Annotated in this window: 19 protein-coding genes and 1 riboswitch; of the genes, 1 reads left to right on the top strand and 18 read right to left on the bottom strand. The window is 36.5% G+C overall.

The window, feature by feature from the left end:
- Positions 1-90: 90 nt before the first annotated feature.
- From NST46_RS20685 to NST46_RS20755, 15 genes are all read right to left on the bottom strand, one after another.
- Positions 91-852: a cobalamin-binding protein gene (locus tag NST46_RS20685; protein ID WP_303448484.1), complete on the bottom strand. Its 762-nt coding sequence runs from the start codon at positions 850-852 to the stop codon at positions 91-93.
- A 27-nt stretch (positions 853-879) separates the two neighbouring features.
- Positions 880-1,635 (bottom strand): type I methionyl aminopeptidase, encoded by a 756-nt coding sequence (gene map / locus NST46_RS20690; protein WP_118888691.1) that lies wholly within the window; start codon positions 1,633-1,635, stop codon positions 880-882.
- Between the two features lie 325 nt (positions 1,636-1,960).
- On the bottom strand, positions 1,961-2,098 hold the full coding sequence (locus NST46_RS20695) for a YjcZ family sporulation protein (RefSeq protein WP_095309724.1): 138 nt from the start codon (positions 2,096-2,098) through the stop codon (positions 1,961-1,963).
- 92 nt (positions 2,099-2,190) lie between these two features.
- A complete protein-coding gene (locus tag NST46_RS20700) occupies positions 2,191-2,934 on the bottom strand; it encodes a (S)-benzoin forming benzil reductase (RefSeq protein WP_095309726.1) in 744 nt (247 codons plus the stop codon).
- A gap of 92 nt (positions 2,935-3,026) precedes the next feature.
- A complete protein-coding gene (locus NST46_RS20705) occupies positions 3,027-4,397 on the bottom strand; it encodes a dipeptidase (RefSeq protein WP_303448493.1) in 1,371 nt (456 codons plus the stop codon).
- Between the two features lie 211 nt (positions 4,398-4,608).
- Positions 4,609-5,334: a 7-carboxy-7-deazaguanine synthase QueE gene (queE, locus tag NST46_RS20710; protein WP_095309730.1), complete on the bottom strand. Its 726-nt coding sequence runs from the start codon at positions 5,332-5,334 to the stop codon at positions 4,609-4,611.
- Positions 5,331-5,765 (bottom strand): 6-carboxytetrahydropterin synthase QueD, encoded by a 435-nt coding sequence (gene queD / locus NST46_RS20715; RefSeq protein WP_095309732.1) that lies wholly within the window; start codon positions 5,763-5,765, stop codon positions 5,331-5,333. Before queD ends, queE begins: the two co-directional genes overlap by 4 nt.
- Before the next feature lie 88 nt (positions 5,766-5,853).
- A riboswitch (PreQ1 riboswitch) is annotated at positions 5,854-5,900 on the bottom strand.
- A 187-nt stretch (positions 5,901-6,087) separates the two neighbouring features.
- On the bottom strand, positions 6,088-6,351 hold the full coding sequence (locus tag NST46_RS20720) for a hypothetical protein (protein ID WP_095309734.1): 264 nt from the start codon (positions 6,349-6,351) through the stop codon (positions 6,088-6,090).
- Positions 6,352-6,858: 507 nt separating this feature from the next.
- Positions 6,859-7,263: an HIT family protein gene (locus NST46_RS20725; RefSeq protein ID WP_303448502.1), complete on the bottom strand. Its 405-nt coding sequence runs from the start codon at positions 7,261-7,263 to the stop codon at positions 6,859-6,861.
- A 140-nt stretch (positions 7,264-7,403) separates the two neighbouring features.
- Positions 7,404-7,679: a hypothetical protein gene (locus tag NST46_RS20730; RefSeq protein WP_340003147.1), complete on the bottom strand. Its 276-nt coding sequence runs from the start codon at positions 7,677-7,679 to the stop codon at positions 7,404-7,406.
- A gap of 225 nt (positions 7,680-7,904) precedes the next feature.
- Entirely contained in the window at positions 7,905-9,059 is a 1,155-nt protein-coding gene (locus tag NST46_RS20735) for a bifunctional cystathionine gamma-lyase/homocysteine desulfhydrase (RefSeq protein ID WP_341137693.1), read from the bottom strand.
- A gap of 19 nt (positions 9,060-9,078) precedes the next feature.
- On the bottom strand, positions 9,079-9,999 hold the full coding sequence (locus NST46_RS20740) for a PLP-dependent cysteine synthase family protein (protein ID WP_340003145.1): 921 nt from the start codon (positions 9,997-9,999) through the stop codon (positions 9,079-9,081).
- A 33-nt stretch (positions 10,000-10,032) separates the two neighbouring features.
- Positions 10,033-10,494 carry an S-ribosylhomocysteine lyase gene (locus tag NST46_RS20745; protein WP_303448511.1) on the bottom strand — a complete coding sequence of 154 codons (462 nt, stop codon included), beginning with the start codon at positions 10,492-10,494 and terminating at the stop codon, positions 10,033-10,035.
- 22 nt (positions 10,495-10,516) lie between these two features.
- Positions 10,517-11,155, bottom strand: coding sequence for a class I SAM-dependent DNA methyltransferase (locus NST46_RS20750; protein ID WP_341137694.1), 639 nt, complete (start codon positions 11,153-11,155; stop codon positions 10,517-10,519).
- 173 nt (positions 11,156-11,328) lie between these two features.
- Entirely contained in the window at positions 11,329-11,934 is a 606-nt protein-coding gene (locus tag NST46_RS20755; protein ID WP_095309748.1) for a YhcN/YlaJ family sporulation lipoprotein, read from the bottom strand.
- A 182-nt stretch (positions 11,935-12,116) separates the two neighbouring features.
- Between NST46_RS20755 and NST46_RS20760 the strand changes: the two genes are divergently transcribed.
- Complete coding sequence (locus NST46_RS20760) at positions 12,117-12,350, top strand: YhdB family protein (RefSeq protein WP_095309750.1); 234 nt, start codon at positions 12,117-12,119, stop codon at positions 12,348-12,350.
- A 36-nt stretch (positions 12,351-12,386) separates the two neighbouring features.
- Here the strand turns inward: NST46_RS20760 and NST46_RS20765 are convergent, their stop codons facing one another.
- The 3 genes from NST46_RS20765 to NST46_RS20775 all read right to left on the bottom strand — a co-directional run bounded on the left by NST46_RS20765 (position 12,387) and on the right by NST46_RS20775 (position 15,161).
- Positions 12,387-13,196, bottom strand: a complete 810-nt coding sequence (locus NST46_RS20765; RefSeq protein WP_118888688.1) for an anti-sigma factor domain-containing protein — start codon at positions 13,194-13,196, stop codon at positions 12,387-12,389.
- Complete coding sequence (gene sigI, locus NST46_RS20770) at positions 13,193-13,921, bottom strand: RNA polymerase sigma factor SigI (protein WP_379600403.1); 729 nt, start codon at positions 13,919-13,921, stop codon at positions 13,193-13,195. Before sigI ends, NST46_RS20765 begins: the two co-directional genes overlap by 4 nt.
- Before the next feature lie 505 nt (positions 13,922-14,426).
- Positions 14,427-15,161 carry a PRC-barrel domain-containing protein gene (locus NST46_RS20775; RefSeq protein WP_118888687.1) on the bottom strand — a complete coding sequence of 245 codons (735 nt, stop codon included), beginning with the start codon at positions 15,159-15,161 and terminating at the stop codon, positions 14,427-14,429.
- Positions 15,162-15,177: the final 16 nt, after the last annotated feature.

A 15,177-nucleotide genomic window follows, 5' to 3' on the forward strand; every position in this document is an offset into this window, starting at 1 on the left:
TTCGGTAAATATGTAATCCACAGCATTCAAATTTTTATAGTTACCTATCCTCAAAAAAATAATATGAGGCTTTCCCGATAAGGAAAAGCCTCATATTATTTTTGATAACTTTCTTAAGCCTTCAAGCAACCTTGGTGACGGTCTGCAAAAGAGCGATTCTTCTAAAACATGAATATTGTTATTTCGAATTGCTTTCATTTCATTCCAGCCTGGTCGCTTTTTTACTAATTCAGGTCGCATCTTATCTTCTTTTATTCCTACCCAAACCATACAAATATGATCTGGATCTCTTTTTTTTACTTCATCCCAATTTGTTTGATAACTAGCAACATGTTCCGTTGCGAAAATGTTTGCTGCTCCTGCCAATTGACTTATTTCTGTAAGCCAATTTACATATCCCGGAGTAAAAACTGGTTTTGGCCACCATTCCCAATATAAGGTTGGTTTATGTTCTTGTTCGAGTGCCTTTTCTTTATAAGCCTTCACTTCAGCAAGGAATTCGTGAGCTTTCACATCTCCAAGTGATTTAGCATTTAGAGCTTCTCCAACTACTCGAATATCATTTGCTATTTCTTCTAAAGAATTCGGATTCAAAATAATATAAGGGAGCTTTCTAGCATCTAGCTCCTCGATATTCTTTTCCATTCCAGGAACACTTAAAGAAGCTAGTATGAGGTCTGGCTGCAATGCTTCTACTTTGTCCATATCGATGGAAAGATCGGGCCCAACTTTCGGTAAATCCAATACCCTCTTCGGCCAGTCTGAATAATCGTCTACACCAACTAACACATCAAGTTTTCCCAAATATGCTAAAACTTCCGTATTGCTCGGACAGATTGATACAACACGCATAGACAATCGTCTCCCCGTAACGTACTTTTATTCCTTGTCTTGATCCGTCGTTAAAAGTGGTCCATCCTTTGTAATTACAATTGTATGCTCATACTGTGCTGAGCGTCCTTTATCAATAGTTCGTGCTGTCCAGTTATTTTCATCCATTTGACTTTCCCAGCTTCCTTCATTAATCATCGGTTCGATTGTGATCACCATACCCTCTTTAAGACGCAATCCTTTATTAGGCAAGCCGAAATGCGGGATATGCGGATCTTCATGAATCGTCGGTCCAATTCCATGCCCAGTGAAATCACGAACAACAGAAAAGCCTTCTCCTTCTGCATAGGTTTGAATAGCATGGCCAATATCTCCAATACGCTTACCTACCTGGGCTTGTTCAAGCCCTTTATACAGAGCTGTTTTCGTGACATCCATGAGGCGTTTTCCTACCCCATCAACTTCTCCAACTGCATACGTCCATGCTGAATCGGCTAGCCCACCGTTAAGATTCACAACCATATCTATTGTAACAATATCACCATCTTGCAATTTTTCTTCTCTCGGGAAGCCATGACATATCTCATCATTAATTGATGCACAAATTGCATACGGATAGCCGTTATATCCTTTCTGCTCAGGTGTCGCTCCCCGTTCAGATAGAAACTTTTCTACAAAATCATTAATCTCCATGGTTGTAACCCCAGGTTTTATCATATCAGCTATCGCTTTATGACACGCAACAAGCACATCACCAGCAGCTTGCATTTGCTCAATCTCACGTTTACTTTTTCGTGTAATCATTGGTCATCTTCCTCTCTTTTATCGTCAACATTACGAACACTTATTGTTAAGTCATTATGGTTAATAACAGGAAATATACAAAATAAATTTTATCATAAAATAAAATTACTTTCAGTAACAGTCTACTATACTATATTATTCAAACGTAATGGACAAATGCGCAAAATGAAATTCATGACACACACTTTACGTCATTGTAAACCATTATGTAAAGTTTAAAACATGGAACATATTTGATTCCAAATAAAAATGCAGCAGGATAACTGCTGCATTTTTATTATGATGACGAAATGCGAAAGCACCTCATCTTATTGTATTCTATTTCTTAGCAGCAGTAGCCACCATAGCCTCCATTGCCCCCGCCTGTATAAGCAGTGCCAATGATTATTAATAAAATAAATAATACGACTAACAAGGCGAAACCGCCAGAGCCGAACTCTTTACCTCCAACATCTTTACTCATTTTTTCCCCTCCCTATTTTCAAGACTACTTTACTTTATGCTGCGTTCATCAAATTGGGAGGGCTATTTACTCATTTTTTTTTCTAAAAATACTTATACATAATCACGCACATGATAAATTTTTCCGTTTTCCACATCATCATCTGTTAAAATATCAACCACTACTCCACCAACTAAATCTGTATCTTTTAGCAAGTTATTATCCTTAAATTCTTTAAACTTTTCCACATCGGCAAATTCATCTTCAGAGCTTGAACGTATTTTCTCTTGCATGTTTGTATCCATAATTCCTGGACTAAACGCGATTATTTTATGACCATTCTTCAATTCTTCCTGTTCAAGTGCAGCAGTTTTCGTATACATGTTCACACTCGCTTTAGTTGAACAGTAAGCACTCCAGCCATAAGATGGCTTTTCAGCTGCACCAGAAGTGATTACAACGCTAATTAACTGAACCCCTTTTTCCGTTGTCTTTTTTAGGAAATAATTTGTTATTGCCATCGGAGCAATCGTATTGAGATTCACATGTTTTGTAAGATCTGTAGTCTTTATATGCATCGATTGAGCAATTGGCTCAACCGTAGCAGCGTTATTTACTAAATAAACCGTTGTCGCTTCCTCCCAGAAAATAACATCGCTAATTTCATCACATACTGAATCCAATGTATTGATATTTGCCAGATCACAAGAGATATGCGTGAATAAATCTCCGTGATTTTCTAACTGATTATTCGTACTACGAGAAAGTCCAATTACATGAATATTTAAATCAATAAACAACTTGGCAATCGATTCTCCAAGCCCTTTCGAGACCCCGGTAACAATGGCATATTTCATTTCCACTCTCTCCTTTTAACGGTTTTTCATATTTTTATTTATCTTAATACAGAATTACCCCGAATCCGAAAAGGAGAAACGGGGTACTTTAATCATTCCTTATTAATTTCATCCCAGTAGTATACGAGTGTTTCCATCCCTTTATCAAAGCTATCTAACGGGAAGCTTTCATTTGGTGAATGCAAGCGATCCTCTGGTGTTCCAAATCCTAATAAAACAATTGGCATATCGTAAATTTCCTCAATCCATTCTACGACAGGAATCGAACCACCCATGCGAATGAAAATTGTTTCTTTATCAAAAGCTTTCGTATAACTGGCAGCAGCCTTTTTAATGAGTGGATGGTTCGGCTCTACTTTATATGCTTTAGAAGATAGTTTTTCTTTTTTCACTTCTAGTGTTACACCTGCAGGAGCAACTTTATTGACATGTGCTTCTAGTAATTCCTGAATTTTTTCAGGATCTTGTCCAGGAACAAGTCGACAGGTTATTTTTGCAGTTGCAGAAGATGGAATTATAGTTTTCGTTCCTTCTCCTTGATATCCGCCATAGATTCCGTTTATTTCAAATGTCGGACGTCCCATCGTGTGTTCTTTAGCCGTATACCCTTTTTCAGATACCGTCTCAGGTATACCAGTTGCTTCAACAAAATCCTCACTTGGAGCTTGTTCCATTAATTTCCTTTCAGCACCACTCAGTGGTTCTACATCGTCATAAAAACCATCTACTGTGATTACTTCATTTTCATCCTTCATTGATGCGAGTATGTGGCTTAATGCGATAATCGGGTTTCTTACTGCACCACCATACATACCGGAATGCAAATCATGATCGGGCCCATTTACGGTAATTTCAATGCCCGTAAATCCTTTTAACCCATATAGAATGGTTGGTTGATTTTTCGCCGCCATACCGGAATCAGAGATAACTGCAAAATCTGCTTGAAATTGCTCTTTCTTTTCTTGTAAAATGTTGTACAAATTCTCGCTGCCAATCTCTTCTTCCCCTTCAATGCATACCTTTACATTGAGCGGCAGTTTTCCTTCGGTTTTCATATAAGCCTCAAAAACTGCCAAGTGCATAAATACTTGTCCCTTATCATCACTTGAACCACGTGCATAAAGGCGACCATCTCTTACCTCTGCTTGAAAAGGATCACTTTTCCATTGGTCTATCGGGTCTACTGGCTGGACATCATAGTGCCCGTAAAAAAGCACTGTTGGGGCATCTTCTCCCGCCCCATTGTACGCAGCATATACAAGTGGATGACCTTCTGTCTCCTGCTTTTCTACCTTGTCAAAACCAATCTCTTTTAAGTATGTAACAATAAAGTCTGCCGCACGAGTTACATCTCCTTTGTATGCACTATCCGTACTCACACTCGGAATCGCCAGGAAATCACTCAATTTGGTTAGCAGACGTTCTCGGTTGTCCTTCAAATAGTATAATGCTTTTTCACTCATTAGACATTCCTCTCCTATCATATTGATATATAGTTTATTTTAGCATAACGGAAATGAAAAGGAATAGTTCGTCAAACTAATGGGTTTCGTTTTAGATATATATTAATAAATAAGGGTACAATTCTTTATTCAAGATTTGCACCCTTAAGTTCAAGATCACCTATTAAAGTTTCACATTCGCTATTGGAAATGGACTTTAAAGGGACTTATATCAAACACCACGTTTATTCCCCCATAAATAAGTGTGAAGCTGTGGCAATACCCGAACGTCGTTCAATTCTGAATTATTCATTACAAGGTCAACCAATCGTTCGTATTTTTCAAGTAAATATGGTAACAACTTATCCTGTTCTACTGTTTCCAAATCATCATTACCCACTTGCAGAAACAATTCTACATCAGGATACCTTTTGTGTATGTTGATGGCATATTGCAAATCTCCTTTCTCAAAGATGACCACCTTTAAACTGAAATTGCCTTGTTGCTTTTCCTCTAATGAACGGATGATAAAATCCAATGTTTCAAAATTTGTAGTCATTCCAGAGCTCGGTGGCTTAGGCGAAATCGTCAGATCATCTATCTTTGTAAACCATTTCTGCCATCTGCTACCTTGTGTTTCCAATGCAACCTTCACCTTATTTTCATGAAGTAAATCTACCAATGTATTCAATTGTGCCAATAATCCTGGATTCCCTCCAGAGATGGTAACATGCTGAAATCTTCCATCGCCCTTTTCAAATAAGGCATCCACTATTTTCTGCGGTTCCATCATTTGAATCGATTCCTTTTCTGAACCGTCCCAAGTGAATTTCGAATCACACCATGAGCAGGAATAATCACAGCCGGCCGTTCTGACAAACATCGTTTTTTGGCCAATGACCATTCCTTCACCTTGAATGGTTGGACCAAATATTTCAAGTACAGGTATTTTTCTCATAATGTTTTCTCCTTCGGTCGGTAAATACAATAGCTTGTGGGCGTTTCCCTTAAATATACCTGAACACAAGTTGGGTTATTCGACAGGGTGTTTAGGTATTCCTTAATGATTTCATATATAGTACGGGCAACCACTTCTGTTGTTGGAAAATATTCAGCGTCCTGGTCGGAGAATTTGGTATCTTCGTTCATCATACGATGATCAAATCGCTTATGAATTAAATCTTTTATTTTTTTAAAATCTACCAAAAAACCTGTGTGATCAAGCTCGTCTCCAGCAATGGTGACATTTGTAAAATAGGTATGCCCATGCATATTTTGGCATTTCCCAGCATCCTCATGTGGTACATAATGAGCTGCGGCAAATTGAAAATCTTTATTTAGTTCATATGCATAGGGATGTTCTGTAACTGGATAAATCTGTTGCATCATGAATCATCACTCCTTCGTTTATTTTGTATCTTTGGGAGCTTGTATCCATCCAAATAAAAAAAGGACAACACTAAGAAGATGCTGTCCATGCTCCTTAGTTTTTTATAGAGGGATGGAATTTCGAACCTCTCCTGCCAATACGCAGATTCTATTATTCACTTACCATCTTACTTTACCATATCTTTTGTTTAAGATTAAAGAATACATGTCAACATAGAAATGAATTCATTCATGGTATAGCAAAAAACGTTTCAAAGGAAAAGACGATAACCGATGATCGTCTTGTTTAACGTTTGCATCAGTTTACTATAATAATAGACAGCTAAAAATATAAGAAATATGTAAAAATAAGAAATAAAATTGAAGATACAATAATTCTAATCCAACTCAATTTTTTACTTATCCCTGCTCTTTTTTCTAAGTAATTTATATAACTAACTGTTAATATAAAACCAAAAAGTATAATTGCATATCCTAAATTATCATTTTCTTTAATCAAATACCTCATTGCAGCTATAGCAACGAGTATAATGCCGATTGTTCCCAAAGTCATATTGAAATAAAGAGCTTGTTTATTTTCCTTCAAAACTACCCTTCCCTCTAAAAAATTCCTCAGGTATATCCCTTTCAATTACTTAACAACCCCGCCCCGCAAACGATAAAAAGCCACTTCTCTAATTGAAGAGTAGCAACAGATCGTTCAATAAGAATTATTTATTTTTTCTCTAATGCCTTTACACCTCTGATTAGCCAATACAAAGCTATCCAAGGTAAAACAAATTTAGTAATCCATTCAATTAAAACAAATAAGAAGAAACTTTCAATGTTAAAAAACGGGAGAATTATGAAAAGTACTACTAAAATGGCACCACCAATGATGAAAATATTCATCGGATTATCACCTCTTCCATAGGTAAACTAATCTTTAATTTGGAAAAATAGTATCTTTTGAATAGGTAAACAGCCAAAATCTAACCTCTTTTCGAAAATAAATCTTTAACAAACCTATTACTATACTTCAATAAGACAGAGCCGGTGTCCTTTTACACTAAACCTACACCGTTAGTACCATTGCTACCATTTGCATCATAACCTAATAACTTTTCCTTAGATTTTCTTTACTTTTAACCATATGCCTTATTCCTTTACCTGCAAGTGGTTCGTCTTTAAATCTTGGTATAATGTGGAAATGGGCATGAAAAATATGCTGACCACCTACTTCACCACAGTTCCAACCAAGATTATATCCTTGAGGTTCGTGTTCTTTGTCTAAGTATTTTTTTACCTCTTGAAGAAGACTGTAAGTTGCTGCCCATTCATCCTGGGTTAAGTCAAATGCAGTTTCTCTATGATTTTTAGGAACAATGAGCCCTGCTCCTTCAAGTAGACCAGCTTTTATTTTTGATTGGTCTAATTGTAAAAAAAGACAATGTTCATTACTCAAAACAACTTTTTGTTTAGGTTCTGAATAGGGGTTACAAAAAACACACTTTTCCATGGTAATCTCCTCATTTTTTATTTCTCTTCTTAGTTACTTCTACATAACCCGATTCCAGCACATATTTATTCAGTTATAGCACCATCATTTGAAGAAGCATTAAATGGCATTAAATGAAACTTATTAAACAATCGTGCCATTTAATTGAAATATTCCATACTGCGGGTCAGTAAAAAATAAAAAGCAGCAGCTACTAATAATAAATTAACGATTGCTAACTTCTTCATACCTTCTTTTATACATATAACCAAGCCATATAAACTGCTAAACATCCAAAAAGCTATCAAAATTATCCAACCCAAATGGTCATTTCTATAATCGTCATCGAAAAACATTGTTATTGCACCTATAATTAAAAAGATAAGCAAGGTGTTAGTCCCAACTCTTAAAGCTTTAGTTGTTTTATCACTTTTCAATTTATCCCCACTTTTTTTGCGCTAAACTGCCAGTTACATTAAGAACAACATTTCACAAAATTATCTTACCATATATTAATAATCTTTTAAAAAATTCAATAATGTCCTCGTTATTTTAATAATAAAAACCGTCTGAACTAGACGGTTTTGTTTGTTAATTTATTAGTCAATCTAATGTGATTTGAGTTGTATTTTTTGTCAATACAACTCAAAACGGAACCACATTTAAATGAGTTGTTCCTGTTTATTGCTTAGTGCTATTTTTAAATCATCAATCAAGTCATCAGCATCCTCAATTCCAACCGATATACGAATTAACCCATTGGTGATCCCAAGCTCTTGTCTACGCTCAGCTGGAATTGAAGCGTGTGTCATTTTAGCCGGAACAGAAATTAAGCTCTCAACAGCTCCAAGACTTTCGGCTAATGTAAAATAGTTTACCTTACCAAGTACTTCATCTGCTTTTTCAGCACTTCCAACATCAAAGGACACCATGCCGCCAAACCCAGTTGTCTGCTGCTTCGCAATTTCATGTCCTGAATGAGTCTCGCGTCCAGGATAATAAATAGTGGAGACACTCTCGTGTTTTTCCAGGTACGAAACGATTTTCTTCGTATTTGCCTCAATTGCTTCCATACGAATAGCCAACGTCTTAATCCCCCGCATAATAAGCCAGGAATCCTGTGGTCCAAGTACCGCACCAACTGAATTTTGGATGAAATGAAGCTTTTCTGCAAGTTCCTCTGTATTTACAACCACTAATCCAGCTACTACATCACTGTGTCCTCCAATATATTTCGTTGCACTGTGAAGTACAATATCTGCTCCTAAATCTAATGGCTGCTGCCAATATGGTGTTGCAAATGTATTGTCCACAATTAAAAGAATATCATGCTTTCTGGCAATCTCAGCCATCTTTCGAATATCCGTAATTTTTAACAATGGGTTTGTAGGTGTTTCTACAAATATTGCCTTTGTATTCTCTTGTATAGCAGCCTCCACTTCATCTGAAGAGCTTGTATTGGTAAACGAATGCTCTAAATCAAAACGATTAAGCACTTTTGACATCAAACGATAAGAGCCACCATAGACATCATCGGTTAATACAACATGATCTCCAGCGTTAAATAACATCATAACAGATGTCATGGCACCCATTCCTGAACCAAAAGCAAAGCCTGCCTTACCATTCTCAAGGTCGGCAATGACTGTCTCCAGTGCATGACGAGTAGGATTGCCTGTTCTTGAATATTCATATCCACGATGCTTACCTACTTCATCCTGCTTATACGTACTTACTTGATAAACCGGCACAGAAACAGCTCCTGTTTGTTCATCTCCCGTTATACCGCCATGAATCATTTTCGTTTTTGCACGCATGATTATTCCCCCTTAATTTCTAAAATTGTTCATATATTTGCTTACTTAGATAACGGTCACTCGAATCTGGAAAGATTGTAACAATTGTAGTTCCTGGTTTGGCATGTTTTGCCTCATTTAGGGCTGCAGCCATCGCAGAACCCGAAGAACTTCCAACGAGCAATCCTTCTTTTGCCGCAAGCATCTTCACCATCATAAAAGCATCCTTATCTGTAATCGTGTAAATATCATCAAAATGTTCGCGATTCATATAATCTGGAAGGAATTCCATCCCAATCCCTTCCGTCAAATGTGGGCCTGATTTGCCGCCATTGATAATAGAACCCTCTGGCTCAACAATTACCGTTTTAACGGCAGGATTTTTTTCCCTTAGAAATGATGCTATACCTGTAAATGTTCCACCAGACCCAGCACCAGCAACAAATACATCCACTTTCCCATCAAGCTCCCTCCAGAGTTCTGGAGCAAGTGTCTGATAATACGTCATTGGATTAGCTGGATTTGAGAACTGTTTTGGTGAGAAGCTATTTGGAATTTCTTTTAGTAATTGTTCGGTCTTTTCAATAGCACCCTTCATTCCCAGTTCACGCGGTGTATGAATAATTTCCGCTCCTAATGCTTGCATCAGCTGCTGTTTTTCCTTGCTAAAATGTTCTGGAACACAAAATATGACAGACAATTTTTTATTTAGGGCTGCAATTGCAAGTCCAATACCAGTATTACCTGCAGTAGGCTCAATAATTGTACCGCCTTCTCGTAATACCCCACGTTTTATGGCATCCTCAATCAAGGCAACACCTAATCGATCCTTCACACTACCACCCGGGTTAAAAAATTCAAGCTTTGCAAATAAACGTACTGCTTCAGGCAGATTAAAATTTCTAATCTCTAATAACGGGGTATCCCCAATCAGTTCATGTATTGAATTATAAAGAGCCATTTCGTTTCGCCTCACATTACATTTTAGAGGTTATTAAAAAACTTCATGCCACCCGTGACGCTTGCTTAACATTTCCTTAGCGATTTCCTTTGCACCTTCCAAGCTATGGCTTGCTGCCCAGCCGCATTGCACTTCATTACACGCAGGAACTTCAGTTGCGTCGAGCACATCTGTCAGCGTTTTTTCAAGCATTGTTAAGACATCATCATAGTTATCATGATTGATTAACGATAAATAAAAACCAGTTTGGCATCCCATTGGCCCGATATCAAGAACATTATCTGCATGATTTCGGATATTCTCAGCCATCAAATGCTCTAACGAATGAAGTCCTGGCATTTCCATATGTTCTTTATTTGGTTGCTTAAAACGGATATCATATTTTTGTACTTTATCTCCATTTGCACCTTCTGTTACACCAACTAATCTTACATATGGCGCCTTTACTTTTGTGTGATCAAGATTAAAACTTTCTACATTCATTTTTTTAGTCATTATTTCATTACTCCCCACTTTTTTATTTTTTGTTTGCAGTCAATACCCAAACAAAATCATTCATTTGCTTAAATGATACATCAAATCCATGCTTTTCAAAAGCATTCTTCATTGTATCCAATGTGGGATAGTATTCACGATTCAAGTCTTCTGCTAGATCATGATGCCCTTTTTCCACTGCCTCTTTTATTTGCATCCTTTTATCGGCTTCCGTTTTAAACATCGTATCCCCAAAAACAACCTTGCCATTCAGTGGCAATAACTCTGCAAATTGTTTAATCGCAATCGCCTTTTCATCATCTGTTAGATGATGGAACGCATACGTACTTGTAATCGTTTCAATCTTTCCAGTGGGGGCCGGGTAGATTAAGAAATCACCATCCAGAATCGTCAAACCTGGAATTTTCTTTTTTGCAATGTTTCTCATTTCTTTTGAAGGTTCAATTCCTATTACAGAATGCCCTGCTTGCAGCAACTTCTTGGATAAATTACCTGTTCCAACACCAAATTCCAATACCCTGCCAACACTATGATCCACTACTGCATCAAGGATTACATCATAATTAGCAAAAACCTCTGCATATTGTGGGTCTTCTCCCACTACACTGTTATCATAATCCTCCGCCCACTCTTCAAATAGCTCAATAAACTCTCTCCCCATATATGATCAACTCCGAAGTTTATTAAATCAAAGTAACTAACTAAGATTACTAAGGATTATATGTATGTACTATACCACAGGTTCCAACTCATGACAAAGTTTTTTATTTCACAATTCGGATATATCTTTATCCATAAGAAAAAGAGCGCTCCTTTCAGGAACACTCTTTATGACTATCGTCTATTTTGTGGGAAAAGTCGTTCAACCATATTCCCCATCTGATCGAAAAATCCTTCGACCGGTTCACCATTATTAACATCATCAACATAGTTATTCGTTAAATCAATAAAATCAGGATTCGTGGATACATACACATTATCAATTCCGTTATCCACAGACTTCACAATATCTCCAATTTTTTCCTTTACTTCATCTGTAAGTTCGCCACCATTATCACGTGTTCCGCGATTTGCATTACGATTGTCCGTGTCTAGTATTGCAGCTACATATGCATTATTATCTGTAGTTAATACATACGCTCGATCAATATCATTAACTTCGTTCGTAATTCGCTCTGCAGCCTCTTCTGATATATCATATTGGTTGTGCTCATTTGCTCGATTGTTCCCGTTGTCTCGATTTTGGAATTGCTCCGAATTTCGATCTAGTGTATAGTTCCGAACATTCGTCATTCCCTCTCCAGCATTGTTGTAAAATCGGGTTTGTTCAATATTGTCATTAGGTCCAGTCGCATTGTCTCGAGCGTTATTATCTGTAGCTTGGCAAGCTGTCAAAGTTAAAAAAGTCGCAGCAGCGATACTTAAAACTTTCCATTTCATCCTAAATCCCTCCTTATGGATTTGCTTTTAGTATGTAACGGAGGAGCATTCCTATGCTTAAATATCTACATCCTTTAAATGGCATTCACACCAAATAAATCACACGCATTATATATAAAAAGCGGGCAGTCTAATTAGTAACCCTTTAAACAAATGTGTCTTCAATAAAGGAGGGGGAAAAGTTGATTCCAGACTATGACAAAGCTTTATATTATACATTGTGGGGCCAATGGGATGATCTACTCGTACTAATGGTTCGAACAAAGGATGATATGCTTTCCAAAAAAATTGAACAATTTTTAAATGCTTATCACTATTCACTGGATCAGTCTAAAGTAATAAACACGCATGATACACTGCTTTATTATATAGACCATGCGATGAAATATACCCCACCAGTCATGATGGAAGTATAAAAAATGGAAAAGCACTTGTTGTGCTTTTCCATTATCTTAATTCATCAGGCTACTAAATCTTTTTTCATCATCCAGATGCGACGAATTTTTATCATCTATATCTTCCTCGTTAAAAAAAGTATTAATAATTGCCCTATCATCGGAAGAAATCGATGTTAAATCATTCGCTGAAGCATCTTTCTCTAAAAGTTTTAATGCCATTACTTCATTCATCGAAGTAGATTCTTCCTTTGCTTGGTCTCTAATTTTTTGCGGGATTAGCAATGTGGCTATTTCCCATCCAGATATACTTTGAAAAAAATCCTCCAATTCCAGAGGGATAAAGATGTTTTGATCAGGTACCCCATCAGCAAAGCTAAAGCCGACGATCATATTTTTTTCATCGTTTACTAATCCTGTTTGCTCACTGATATCTAAAATACGGCCAATTACCTCTTCCAGCAATTCATCTTGATAATTTGGTAATTGTTCCACAATTAATGAAGCCTCGTCATTTAAAGCTCGGATTGATTGCACATTAAATTTCTCATTTACTTCCATTTCAATACTAGGATTTATATCCAATGTCACGTACGCATAAGATTCGCGCTCACCCGAAAACATATAGAAAGGTAGAAAAAACAACAATATGACACATGTCATGAAAAAAGTTTTAAACGGTGTATTCAACATCTTCCAAGATTGTAAAATGGAAATATGCCGCTTATCGAGATCTAGCGGTTCGTAGGCGACCTCCTCTCCGATTATTACACCTTTTTTACATGGCTTCGCTTTTAAAAAGAAACCCTCTTTGGTCATAATAATCGTATAGTTGCGATGGAGTTCCATCACAATTCCTTTTTTCATTGCCCCACTCCCTTAAGATAATCCTTAAGATAGATGTAGTCTCCACTTAACACAATGAATATTGCTAAAATAAATTTCCGATTTCGCTCCAACGTCTTTTTGCTGACATCCACTTTTTTTACAAGCTCCTTAATCGGAAGTTTCTTTTTTCGATATACGTATTCACTTAAATGCTTATCGTGATAAAGAATTCTTGCAGTTTTGACTGCAGAATCACGTGCATCTCTATGTTTTGGAGAGGCCTCTGACAGTTCAACCAATGTCAACTTATATTCACGCAACTTTTCCTTAAATTCCATAATTTCTTCCTTACGATAAACTGCATCTAATTCCTGATTATACCTATCCTTTACAACGGCAACCTCAAGCGGATTCTCCATCAGTTCCTCATCAAAATTCTCATCAAATGAAATGGATGAGAGTCTTTTTTGATTAAACCGAATGTAGTCAATTACCTTCCGTTTTATAACAAGCTTTGCAAAGGATAAAAATGAACATCCTCTATCTGCAGAATAGGAAAAGATAGCTTCATTAAACGCAGAAAGCCCTATACTAAATTCATCATCTCTTTTTGGATCTATGTATCGTTTGCATACTTCTGAAACACATTTTGCAATAAATGGTTGATACGTACGCAATAAATAATTTTGTGTTGCTGTATCTCCTTGTTGAATCGATGCTACTAATTCTTCAAGGGGTTGCTCTTGGACCGAAGTACTTGCCATCATTTAAAAGCACCTCCGTCCATTATAAAATACGTATGTTAAATACCCTTTTTGGGTGTAGCTGTCTAATTGTCCATTTGAATTAAAAACGTTAGTGCAATGTATATGTATCATATGATGTCCCCACCATTTTCATTTTTATTTTTATTTTATAAGCAATCATTTCAAAAAGTCTGGTAAAAATTCAACTTCAAAACAACGATCATTCTAAACATATATTATCGATATCTGTATTTTTCAATTTGTTTCTTTATATATTTCGACAAATAATGCTAATTATTTTAGTCTAATCCATGTTAACGTAATGCCGATTAGGTTGCTATCTCAATTCCATTACAGTTCCTTTAAAAAACAGTAACTAAATACATTAAACGCAAAAATTTTACTTCTCCAACTATTCTAACATATTATACATTCATAAAAGCAGGACAAAAGAACACCTGCATATTACTAGCTTAGGAGGTGCTCTTTAAAAGGAATCTATTTCTACCGTTACGACACTAAATTACTCAAAACTTACCAAAATCTCCTCTTTTTGCTGAAATGGCTTGTTATTTAAAATACCTTCAAGAGAATCATTGATATATAAATCTTTTTCAAACCAATCCACCGTGTTTATTTGTCTAGTGTGAAAAATATAAAATTCATTTTCAACAATACTTTTACTGCTCCGAACAACGATATACTCGATTATCCATTGAGACGTATCATAGATCATATCTACAATTCGGCCAATCTTACCGTCTTTCGCGTGTACCTTAAAATCGTTCGTTTCTTCCTCACTACGCAAATAATTATCATGCTCATGATATCGTCCATTTCGATTTAAATGCGGCTCTTCCGGTGGCCGTTCATTCTCTAATCCAATAATTGGAAATGTACCAAGCAGTCCACGTTCTGCGTGAGGTAATGCATTATCCGTATAACTGTTCCATCCAAAATAATCAATTAAGTGATTTTCTTTATCCTTCGTTAAATCCTCATTTTCTGGAACAGGAGGACTATTTCGGATCATCAGCTTATCGAATTCTACATTGACACTTTCATTCGTCTCATCTACCTCTATAAAGGAATTCGGTGACAAGAGGACTTTTCTACCTGGAAGCCATTTCCTTGTATCCACAATTGCATAGCGTATTTCCCAATTACGATCATCGAAATAAAAGTCTTTAATTTTTCCAAGTTCACCGTCTGTTGCGTGAATATTAAATTGCTTTAATTGAGATGTTAAGCGCATCATTTTGTCTACCCCCCAA

The organism is Oceanobacillus sp. FSL W7-1309, assembly GCF_038002145.1.
GTDB lineage: Bacteria > Bacillota > Bacilli > Bacillales > Amphibacillaceae > Oceanobacillus > Oceanobacillus profundus.

Excerpts from the sequence above, each read along its gene's own strand:
- NST46_RS20685 (WP_303448484.1), bottom strand. The coding sequence starts at position 852 with ATGCGTGTTGTATCAATCTGTCCGAGCAATACGGAAGTTTTAGCATAT.
- map (WP_118888691.1), bottom strand. The coding sequence starts at position 1,635 with ATGATTACACGAAAAAGTAAACGTGAGATTGAGCAAATGCAAGCTGCT.
- NST46_RS20695 (WP_095309724.1), bottom strand. The coding sequence starts at position 2,098 with ATGAGTAAAGATGTTGGAGGTAAAGAGTTCGGCTCTGGCGGTTTCGCC.
- NST46_RS20700 (WP_095309726.1), bottom strand. The coding sequence starts at position 2,934 with ATGAAATATGCCATTGTTACCGGGGTCTCGAAAGGGCTTGGAGAATCG.
- NST46_RS20705 (WP_303448493.1), bottom strand. The coding sequence starts at position 4,397 with ATGAGTGAAAAAGCATTATACTATTTGAAGGACAACCGAGAACGTCTG.
- queE (WP_095309730.1), bottom strand. The coding sequence starts at position 5,334 with ATGAGAAAAATACCTGTACTTGAAATATTTGGTCCAACCATTCAAGGT.
- queD (WP_095309732.1), bottom strand. The coding sequence starts at position 5,765 with ATGATGCAACAGATTTATCCAGTTACAGAACATCCCTATGCATATGAA.
- NST46_RS20725 (WP_303448502.1), bottom strand. The coding sequence starts at position 7,263 with ATGGAAAAGTGTGTTTTTTGTAACCCCTATTCAGAACCTAAACAAAAA.
- NST46_RS20735 (WP_341137693.1), bottom strand. The coding sequence starts at position 9,059 with ATGCGTGCAAAAACGAAAATGATTCATGGCGGTATAACGGGAGATGAA.
- NST46_RS20740 (WP_340003145.1), bottom strand. The coding sequence starts at position 9,999 with ATGGCTCTTTATAATTCAATACATGAACTGATTGGGGATACCCCGTTA.
- NST46_RS20745 (WP_303448511.1), bottom strand. The coding sequence starts at position 10,494 with ATGACTAAAAAAATGAATGTAGAAAGTTTTAATCTTGATCACACAAAA.
- NST46_RS20750 (WP_341137694.1), bottom strand. The coding sequence starts at position 11,155 with ATGGGGAGAGAGTTTATTGAGCTATTTGAAGAGTGGGCGGAGGATTAT.
- NST46_RS20755 (WP_095309748.1), bottom strand. The coding sequence starts at position 11,934 with ATGAAATGGAAAGTTTTAAGTATCGCTGCTGCGACTTTTTTAACTTTG.
- NST46_RS20765 (WP_118888688.1), bottom strand. The coding sequence starts at position 13,196 with ATGAAAAAAGGAATTGTGATGGAACTCCATCGCAACTATACGATTATT.
- sigI (WP_379600403.1), bottom strand. The coding sequence starts at position 13,921 with ATGGCAAGTACTTCGGTCCAAGAGCAACCCCTTGAAGAATTAGTAGCA.
- NST46_RS20775 (WP_118888687.1), bottom strand. The coding sequence starts at position 15,161 with ATGATGCGCTTAACATCTCAATTAAAGCAATTTAATATTCACGCAACA.